Annotated in this window: 11 protein-coding genes and 1 pseudogene; 2 read left to right on the plus strand and 10 right to left on the minus strand. The window is 28.0% G+C overall.

Going from position 1 to position 9,240, the window contains the following annotated elements; translation table 11 throughout:
* From JG677_RS09095 to JG677_RS05585, 9 genes and pseudogenes are all read right to left on the minus strand, one after another.
* Positions 1 to 116 (minus strand): annotated as a pseudogene (locus tag JG677_RS09095) (hypothetical protein); the annotation flags it as partial.
* Between the two features lie 25 nt (positions 117 to 141).
* Positions 142 to 771 carry a protein-L-isoaspartate(D-aspartate) O-methyltransferase gene (locus JG677_RS05550; RefSeq protein ID WP_200217800.1) on the minus strand — a complete coding sequence of 210 codons (630 nt, stop codon included), beginning with the start codon at positions 769 to 771 and terminating at the stop codon, positions 142 to 144.
* 62 nt (positions 772 to 833) lie between these two features.
* Positions 834 to 2,204, minus strand: a complete 1,371-nt coding sequence (locus JG677_RS05555; RefSeq protein WP_200285600.1) for a nicotinate phosphoribosyltransferase — start codon at positions 2,202 to 2,204, stop codon at positions 834 to 836.
* A gap of 3 nt (positions 2,205 to 2,207) precedes the next feature.
* Positions 2,208 to 3,230: a ribonucleotide-diphosphate reductase subunit beta gene (locus JG677_RS05560; RefSeq protein WP_200170410.1), complete on the minus strand. Its 1,023-nt coding sequence runs from the start codon at positions 3,228 to 3,230 to the stop codon at positions 2,208 to 2,210.
* A gap of 2 nt (positions 3,231 to 3,232) precedes the next feature.
* The gene (locus tag JG677_RS05565) at positions 3,233 to 3,655 is read right to left on the minus strand and encodes an RDD family protein (protein WP_200217802.1); all 423 of its coding nucleotides are present in this window, start codon (positions 3,653 to 3,655) and stop codon (positions 3,233 to 3,235) included.
* Positions 3,655 to 4,263: an orotate phosphoribosyltransferase gene (gene pyrE / locus JG677_RS05570; RefSeq protein WP_200285602.1), complete on the minus strand. Its 609-nt coding sequence runs from the start codon at positions 4,261 to 4,263 to the stop codon at positions 3,655 to 3,657. Before pyrE ends, JG677_RS05565 begins: the two co-directional genes overlap by 1 nt.
* Positions 4,264 to 4,266: 3 nt before the next feature.
* Positions 4,267 to 4,824 (minus strand): ribosome recycling factor, encoded by a 558-nt coding sequence (gene frr / locus JG677_RS05575; protein WP_200170407.1) that lies wholly within the window; start codon positions 4,822 to 4,824, stop codon positions 4,267 to 4,269.
* Between the two features lie 10 nt (positions 4,825 to 4,834).
* On the minus strand, positions 4,835 to 5,176 hold the full coding sequence (gene secG, locus JG677_RS05580; protein WP_200285604.1) for a preprotein translocase subunit SecG: 342 nt from the start codon (positions 5,174 to 5,176) through the stop codon (positions 4,835 to 4,837).
* A 104-nt stretch (positions 5,177 to 5,280) separates the two neighbouring features.
* Positions 5,281 to 5,976 carry a Bax inhibitor-1/YccA family protein gene (locus JG677_RS05585; RefSeq protein WP_200285606.1) on the minus strand — a complete coding sequence of 232 codons (696 nt, stop codon included), beginning with the start codon at positions 5,974 to 5,976 and terminating at the stop codon, positions 5,281 to 5,283.
* Positions 5,977 to 6,120: 144 nt separating this feature from the next.
* On the opposite strand from JG677_RS05585, the gene JG677_RS05590 reads away from it, so the two are divergent.
* Entirely contained in the window at positions 6,121 to 6,741 is a 621-nt protein-coding gene (locus JG677_RS05590; RefSeq protein ID WP_200170404.1) for a carbonic anhydrase, read from the plus strand.
* Between the two features lie 4 nt (positions 6,742 to 6,745).
* A complete protein-coding gene (locus tag JG677_RS05595) occupies positions 6,746 to 8,626 on the plus strand; it encodes a mechanosensitive ion channel family protein (RefSeq protein ID WP_200285608.1) in 1,881 nt (626 codons plus the stop codon).
* A gap of 19 nt (positions 8,627 to 8,645) precedes the next feature.
* Here JG677_RS05595 and JG677_RS05600 read toward each other — a convergent pair whose 3' ends face one another.
* Positions 8,646 to 8,999: a hypothetical protein gene (locus tag JG677_RS05600; RefSeq protein ID WP_200170402.1), complete on the minus strand. Its 354-nt coding sequence runs from the start codon at positions 8,997 to 8,999 to the stop codon at positions 8,646 to 8,648.
* Positions 9,000 to 9,240 lie beyond the last annotated feature (241 nt).

Genomic DNA, 9,240 nt, shown 5'->3' on the forward strand with positions numbered 1-9,240 from the left:
CTTACCCCTAAAGAGTTTGTAGAGTATTTTGCATCTGCATAAGATACCCAAATTCCTTGTCCATCTCTTAAATTTAAACCTGTTCCATTGGAATTAAATAAAGAAGCACAATCAATCTTGAGTGCTAAATTGGGCTTAAAATCACTCTTTTCCGTCTAAAACAGGCACAAATAAGCATTCTTCTAAAATTTCTTTTTGTAAAGAGGTTCCATTTTTGGTTAATCTTGTGATGTATTGTTTTCCATTTTGAAGTATAGGAGCTACTAAGATCCCATTATCACTTAGTTGATCAAGTATGATTTCTGGTATAGAAGTAGCATAAGCTGAAAATAAAATTCTATCATAAGGCGCATAATTTTTCCAGCCATTTTGCCCATCATCATAACGCACATTGATATTGCTAAATCCTAAAGCTCTAAAGGTATTTGAAGCACTTTTAGCAAGATTTTCTATGCGTTCGATTGTAAAAACTCTTCTTATGATACGACTTAAAATTGCTGCTTGATAGCCACTACCACATCCTATTTCTAAAACACTATCAGCATCTTTGAAATTTAGTGCCATAGTCATTTTTGCAACGGTTAAAGGAGAGCTTATCCACTGAGAATTTGCTAAAGGTAAAGCATCTAAGCGGTATGCGTGAGCTTTTAGAGGAGAAAAAATTTCACGTGGGACTTCGCAAAAGGCATTAAAAAGTTCTTCATTAATAAAGATCTTTTTGGCGATTTCTTCAGTCATAGTTTTTACACGTTTTTGCTCAAATGCATTCATTTTTACTCCTTAAATTTAAAAAAAATTGTAGCAAAAAAAATTATGCTTGAAAAATTCTCAAATTATTTTATTAGAGAATTTTTGATTTTTAAAAGTTTATTTGAAAATTTAAGTTTATATTTTGTTTTAGATTTTAATGCTAAAAACTTAGAGTCTAAAGTTTTAAGTCCTTGTGCAAGATAAGATCTAATTTCTTCTAAATCTTTTTTTTCTTTAACTCTTTTTCCATTTTTAAATACTAAATTTAAAAGTTCTTTTGCGTAATATTCTTTTTTGATAATGATTTTTTCATTATATATTAAAAGCTTATCATAAAGAGCTTTATTGGAGTTTTTATCATAAATTCTATAAAGCTTTTTTAAGTGTGGATAAATGGTTTTTTGAGAGTTTTCGCTTATTTTGATTTTGGGTTTGATATCTTCATTTTCTTGTATTGCTACAAGTTTATATACGCAGCCAAATACAGGATCGCTTTTTGCGGTTATAAGTCTTTCTCCTACTCCATAAGCATCTATAGGAGCATTATTTGAAACCAAATCTTTTATGATAAATTCATCTAAAGAATTTGATGCGATAATTTTACATTCTTTTAATCCTGCAAGATCGAGTTCTTTTCTTATAAATTTGCTTAAATTTAAAAGATCTCCAGAGTCTAAACGCACTGCACCTTTTGTGATATTTAAAGATTTAAAAGCATTGATGGCATTTAAAAGTCCTTTTTTTACATCATAAGTATCAATGAGTAAAATGGGTTGATTAGGATAAAGTTTAAGATAATTTATAAAAGCTTCGTATTCATTATCAAACATTTGTATCCAAGAATGTGCCATAGTTCCTATGGCTTTTATATTGTAAATTTTAGCACTTAAAGTGCAAGAAGTTCCATCAAAACCAGCTATATAAGCTGATCTTGCCCCATTAATAGCTGCTTGGCTTCCATGAGCTCTACGCGCACCAAATTCAAAAACAAGAGCTTTTTGTGCTACTCTTTTTATGCGATTTGCTTTAGTGGTAATAAGGCTTTGGTGATTGATATTTAAAAGTAGAAAGGTTTCTAAAAGTTGCGCTTCTATAGGGTTTGCTTTAATGATCATTAAAGGTTCATTTGGAAAGATAATTTCGCCTTCATTCATAGAATAAATAGTGCCCATAAATTTAAAACGGCTTAGATATTCTAAAAATTCTTCACAAAAAATTTCTTGTTTTCTTAAAAATTCTATATCTTCTTTATCAAAATGTAAATTTTCAATAAATTCTAAAACACTCTCAAGTCCAGCAAATATAGCAAAAGAAGCATTATCTGGCACTTTTCTGAAAAAAACTTCAAAATAGCAAAGTTCATTTTCTAATTTTTTTAAAAAATAGCCTTGTGCCATTGTGAATTCATAAAAATCACAAAGTAAGGCTAAATTTTGTTTTTTTTGTTTTTTCATTGATTAAAAATCATCAAAACTTATGCTACCTTTTGAGTAGTTGGTTACTTTGCTTTCAAAGAAATTGCTTTTTTGATCATTAAATTTAGAAAAATCATCTACCCACTTGATAGGATGACTTGCGTTGTAGATTTTATCAAGATTGATTGCTAGTAATCTTTGATCAATTAAATAATGGATATATTCTTCTATAATATCATCTGTAAAGCCCATAATTTGATTTTGAGTGATATATTTTCCCCATTTGATTTCAAGCTCTCCAGCTTTTTTAAACATTTCATAAATTTTATTGATATTTTTATCGTTAAAAAGATCTGGTCTTTCTTTGCGTGTTGAATTAATCATATTTTGAAATAAAAGCAAATGAGTGATTTCATCTCTTTGGATAAAACGAATCATTTGTGCAGATCCTAACATTTTACCCGCTCTAGCTAAAGCATAGATCGCAGTAAAGCCACTATAAAAATAAATTCCTTCTAAAATTTGATTTGCTACCATAGCTAAAAGAAGTTTGTTATCATCTACATCGCCTGCTAATTCTTCATAAATTCCTGAAATAAAATCATTTTTTTCTCTTAAAGTGTCATCGTGTTTTTCCATTTCATAGATTAAATCGGTATTATCACAGATTGCTTCTACCATAACAGCGTAAGATTTTGAATGATTTGCTTCTTCATAAGCTTGACGTGCTAAAACAGCGTTGATTTCAGGAGCTGTAATGTAAGGGTTGATATTATCAGCTAAATTGTTAGTTTGAAAACTATCCATAGAAATAAGTTGAGACCATACAAGATCATACATTCTTTTTTCAGCTGCAGTAAGGTTGCAACGATAATCAAGAGCGTCTTTAGTGGTATCTACTTCTTTTGGAAACCAAGTGTTTGCTTCCATAACATCCCAAAGTTTTAAAGCCCAAGTGTATTTTGCTTTGGTAAAATTTAAAATCCCGTGAGGATTTCCATCAAAAACTTTTCTATCATTTAAAGTTTCGTTTGAACTCGGATTGTAAATTCTTTTTCTTTTCATTGTTAAGCCTTTCTTTTTATAATACAACTTCTTGTTAATATATCATGTAAATTTAAACCATCTTTTCTAAAAAAACTAAAAAATAATCCTATTATCATTCCAAAGCTTATAAAAAATATAAAATATCTTAATATTATTTTTAAAAATTTAGGCTTTTTACCACTTTTTAAATCCATTAAATAAAGATCGTAAGCTTTTAAACCTGGACTTTGAGCAGATTTTGCTAGAAATAAAGCTTGTATAAAGCCAAAAAGCAAAGGGCAAAGGGTTGTAATAATGCCATTTTGTAAAAAAGCATCTTTAGAGCCTAAAATAAAATAAAATAAATATAAAATTGGAACATAAAGCAAAAAAATATCTATAGTTAAAGCTTTAAAACGCAAAAAGCGTGAAGCGATTTTTGCTTTAATTTTTCTTTCTTTCATTAATTTCCACGACTTCCAGGCTTGATAGCTATGCTACCTTGATCACAAAGCGGGCATTGATCGCTATCATAAATTTCAAAGTCAAAATTTCCTAAGGCAAAAAGAGGAGTATCATTTGGAAGTTTTGCATTTTCTTTTGCTTTTGTATTTAAATTTTTTACAGCACAAAAACCACGATTTGCCAAAGCAGCAAAAGCTACTACTTTACCACCTAAACTTTCTATGATTTTTGCACTCTCTAAAGCACTTCCTCCTGTTGTAATAATATCTTCACAAATAATAAATTTTTCATTTTTTTTCACTTCAAAACCACGTCTTAAAGTCATTTCTCCATTTACTCTTTCTGTAAAAATGAAACGTTTATTACAAGATCTTGCTAGTTCGTATCCAGCTAGTAATCCACCTAGAGCAGGAGAGCAAATACAATCAAATTCTATAGAATATTGAGAGATTATTTTTGCTAATTCATCACAAAGTTCTTGAGCTTTGTTAGGGTATTCTAAAACTTTTGCGCTTTGTAAATAGAATTTAGAATGTTTGCCTGAGCTTAATAAAAAATGCCCTTCTAATAAAGCTTTGCAATCTTTATAAACTTGTTCTAAATTCATAGTTTATACCTTTAATAGTTCTGATTCTTTATTTTTTACACTTTCGTCTACTTTATTTATGTAAAGATCTGTGAGTTTTTGCACTTCATCATAAGCTTTTTTAGCTTCATCTTCTGAAATGGTTTTGTCTTTTTCCATTTTTTTTACACTATCATTTGCATCTTTGCGTATATTTCTTATAGCAATTTTTGCTTTTTCTCCCATAGCTTTGGCATGTTTTACATTTTCTTCTCTTTGTTCTTTTGTCATAGGAGGAAAGAAGAGTTTTACACTTTCGCCATCATTGTTAGGATTTACCCCTATATTGGCCGCAGATATAGCAGTTTCTATATTTTTAAGCATAGATTTCTCCCAAGGAGTAATGCTTATAGTAGAAGCATCATTGGCTAAAATAGTTGAAACTTGATTTAAAGGTGTTAAATTTCCATAATAATCTACTTGTATATGATCTAAAATGTGGATATTAACCTTACCTGTTCTTAGGGTAGTAAAGTCTTTTTTTAATGATTCTAAGCTTTTCTCGCAATGAGCTTTTTGTTTATTAAAAATTTCATTTAACATTTTAAATCCTTTATTTAGTAATATTATTTTCGTTATTTGTTGGTATAGAAGGGACAATACTCATAGGTGGATTTGGAATGCTTGAATTATTTTTAATAGTAATTTTTTCAGCTAAAGAATCTCCAGAAGAAGTGTTATAGATATAACTTAAAGCTATGGTATTGGCTATTAATATAATCCCCATAAAAAAGGTAAATTTTGCTAAAAATCCTGCAGGACCTTTTGCTCCAAATAAACTTTCATTACTTCCGCTATACGCTCCAAGTCCTATACTTGAACTTTTTTGAAGTAAAACAGCTATACAAATAACAACAACAATGATAAATTGTAATACGATTAAAAGAGTTGTCATATTTTTTCCTAAATTTGTGATTATTGTTTAAGAAAATATTTTAACTTATTTAAACTTGAAAAGATTTGAAATTATCAAGAATTTTGTGGGAAAATTCCCACAAATTAACGACTATTTAAACTTCTTAGAATATTAAGTAAGCTTACAAAAAGATTTACAAAATCAAGATAAAGCGCTACAGCACCTTCGATAGGAGTTTCATAGTTTCCACGAATAATATTTTGAGTATCATAAAGAATATAAAAAGAAAATAAAATCGCAGCAATCGATGAAATAGCAAGACTTACAATATCACTTTTAATAAAAATATTTAATAAGCTTGCCGCTACTATAACAATAAGAACTATAAATAAAGCTTTTCCCATTGTTGTAAAATCTTTTTTTGTATTCATAGCAAAAATACTTAAAGCACCAAAAGCAACGGTTGTAAGTGCAAAAGCTTGAGCTATTATAATAGCACCTGCTGGCAATGCGAGAACAGAAATTAATAAAGGCGTTAAAGTAAGACCTGAACAAAAAGTAAATCCAAAAAGTAAAATTAAATTTAACGGAGCTTCTCTTTTTTTCCATTGTAATGCAAAAAGAAGTCCTATTTCAATAATGAAAAGAATCCAAAAAGTTGCTTGAGATTGTATAAAAAAAGATGCTAAAGCAAAAATTCCAACATAAGCACCAACACTAGCTGCCAATAAAGATGCTGCAAATAGTTGATAAGTTTGCTTGATAAAAATACTTAGTTGGCTTGAGTAGCTTGTTTCAAGCTCTTTAGATTTTAAATAATCTCTATCATAAAGACTCATTATATCCTCCAAAAAATTATTTTAACTCTAAGAATTAAAAACATAAATTTATCAAATAAGTTTTAATCAAAAGTAAAAAGATTTAGATTTGTATGATAGTTTTTTGATATAATTTGATTTTCATAGTTTATAAATAGGATATGTATGAAAGATCTTATTAAAGGCGCTATAAAGTTTATGCAAGAAGATTTTAAAGAACACGAAGAACTTTTTGCAAGTTTAAAAAATAAACAAAATCCCCATACGCTTTTTATAGGTTGTTCTGATTCGCGTGTTATACCACATTTAATTACTAACACAGGTCCTGGAGAACTTTTTGTGGTAAGAAATATCGCAAATATTATTCCTCCTTATCGTGTAGGAGATGATTTTTTAGCTTCAACTTCTGCAATTGAGTATGCTTTAAATTCATTGCATATTAAAAATATAGTTGTTTGTGGACATAGTAATTGTGGTGGTTGTAGTGCTCTTTATTATCCTAAAGAAGAGCTTGATAAAATGCCTAATGTTAAGAAATGGCTTACTCTTCTTAAAGATATTAAAAAAGATGTTTTAAAGTTTTCTAAAGACCATGCTATGCGTTCATGGTTGACGGAAAAACTTAATTTGATTAATTCCTTGCAGAATATTTTAACTTATCCCGGTGTTTTGGAATCTTTTGAAGAGGGTAGATTGGAAATTCACGCTTGGTATTACATCATTGAAACAGGTGAAATTTATGAATACAATTTTAAATCTAAAGTTTTTACTTTAATTCAAGGATAGTTTTATGAGAAATTTGTTAATTTTATGTTTTTTTATTTTAAATTTATTTGCAAATGATGATTTTAAATTTATTGATATCAATAAAAGTATTTTAAATGGAAAAAACGTTTATACATTATCTCAGAAATTTGTAGAATTAAACAGACAAATTAAAGAATACGAAAAATTTACAGACTCTAATGCAAGTATATATAGTGGTATTCTAAAAGAGCTTGAAGAGCAAAAAAAAGAAATTCTTTCAGAAATTCCACGCGTAATTGTAAGCCAAAAAATAAATGAAAAAGCTACAGAATCTTTTTTAAAAACTAAACAGCAATTGCAAGATACTTTAAAACGTAGTAGTGATAAAAGTTTTGTTTATGTAGATACGGCTTTAAATTTAGCTTATTTGGATATCGTTGAAAGTTTTTATTCTTCTTTATTGAGTTTAGAAAATCTTTTTAAAAGTGCCGCAGATAGTGAAAGTATCATAAGTGTTATTGATGATGCAATGAATGATTTACAAAAAACTCTTAGCATGGATTTGAGTATTTATAGAACAAAAATCACTAATCCTAATGAAATGGAAAAAATATTACATAAAGAAGAAGTAATTTCCAATACAATTAATTCTTATAATGAAATTTTAAAATATTTAAGAGTAAATGCAAATTTACTTGAAAGCAATTATCTTTTTAGTGTTTTGGGGCTTCAAAATTGGATTGATCGTATTAATGAAATAGCAAATATTCATTTTGTAAATACAGGAAAAATTGTTATTTCAATTTTAACTCTTGCTTTTTTCTTTTCGTTAAGGAAAATTTTTTCTCAAATAGTTTATTTTTTGTTGGTAAAGTTAATTTATCGCAATAAAGCAAAAGCTAATGAAGTTAAAACAATTTTTATTGAAAATATTAAAAAACCTGTAGGATTTTTGCTTATTGTTTATGCTATTAGTGTTTGTTTAACTATAGCTTTTTATCCAGCTCCCGTTTCTTTTGATCTTACAAATCTTTTTTATATAGTCTATGCTACGCTTATTGCTTGGCTTGTTCTTAATATTTTAGATGGATATGGTATCGTTTTGGTGGCAAATTTAGCTAAAAAAAGTGATAAAAAAGAAGTTGTAAATTTAATCATTAAAATTTTATATTTTGTTATTATCATTATAGCTTTACTTTTTATACTAGCTCAACTTGGTTTTAATATTTCTGCTATTATTGCTTCTTTGGGAATTGGTGGATTAGCTGTTGCTTTAGCAGCAAAAGATATCATTGCAAACTTCTTTGCTTCAATTTTGCTTTTATTTGATAATAGCTTTAATCAAGGTGATTGGATAGAAATTTCAGGTATTGAAGGAACGGTTGTTGAAATAGGACTTAGAAAGACAACCATAAGAACTTTTGATAATTCTTTAGTTTTTTTGCCAAATTCAACTATTATGGGTGCTAATATTAAAAATTGGAGTAAAAGAAAAATGGGGCGTCATATAAGAATGTATCTTGGCGTAACTTATGATGCAACTCCAGAACAATTAGAATCTTGTGTAAATGATTTGAAAGAATTTTTAAGAAAAAGTCCTTTAGTGGCTCAAGTAGATGATAATGCTTTAAAATACGGCGATACAAAAATAAAATATCGTCAAAATTTGGTTTCTATCAATGATTTGGAAGGATATAAAAATTCTTGCCACGTGGCTTTGAGCGAATTTGCTGATAGTAGTATAAATATAGAACTTTATTTTTATACAAAAGCTATTAAATCAGATGATTTTAGAAATGCAAGACAAAGTTTAATGTTAGAATTTATGAGAATAGTTGCAAAGAATGGGTTGAGTTTTGCTTTTCCAAGTAGAAGTATTTATGTGGAAAGTTTGCCTAAAAATTTTCAAGATAATAAAACCTAAAAGGTTTTATTATCAAAAATTAATAAGCTTTTTTACGACATTCAATTTCTATTTTTCTTGCAGTAGGAATTGCTGTATTGGATGGGGTAGCTGATGATGACATATAATAAATTTTAGCTTCTAAAAAATCTCCTGTTTTAAGATCTTTAAACATACCTTTTTTATCCATTCCAAATAGACCGCAATTATCCATATCAATTTCAGTGTTTGGTAAAATTTTAATCGCCATTTGTCCGCCATGGATTGTATCAATTAATAATGTTTTATTGTTATCATAAATTTCTGCAATACTTCCTTGTATCTTAATGCCATCAGCTAAAAGATTTGTAAGTATTCCAGTCCCTACAACCAAAGATAAAAAAATTTTTTTCATATGAACCTTTCTTAATTAAAATATTTGAGAAAGGATACATTGTTTATATAAAGTGAAAGTGAAGTGATTTATAAATCAAAAACTGCAATAGCGTTAAAAAAGCCATGGATTTTCTTACACAAAAACAACTTACTTTTGTTTTTAAAGATATTAAAAAAATAGATAATAACATTTTAAATTTATGGCTTTTAAAAAGAAATTTAAATGAATTAATTAATCTTTCTAGTACAAGTGCAAGAAA

It is taken from the genome of Campylobacter sp. TTU-622, assembly GCF_016598965.1.
In the GTDB taxonomy this organism is placed as follows: Bacteria; Campylobacterota; Campylobacteria; order Campylobacterales; family Campylobacteraceae; genus Campylobacter_D.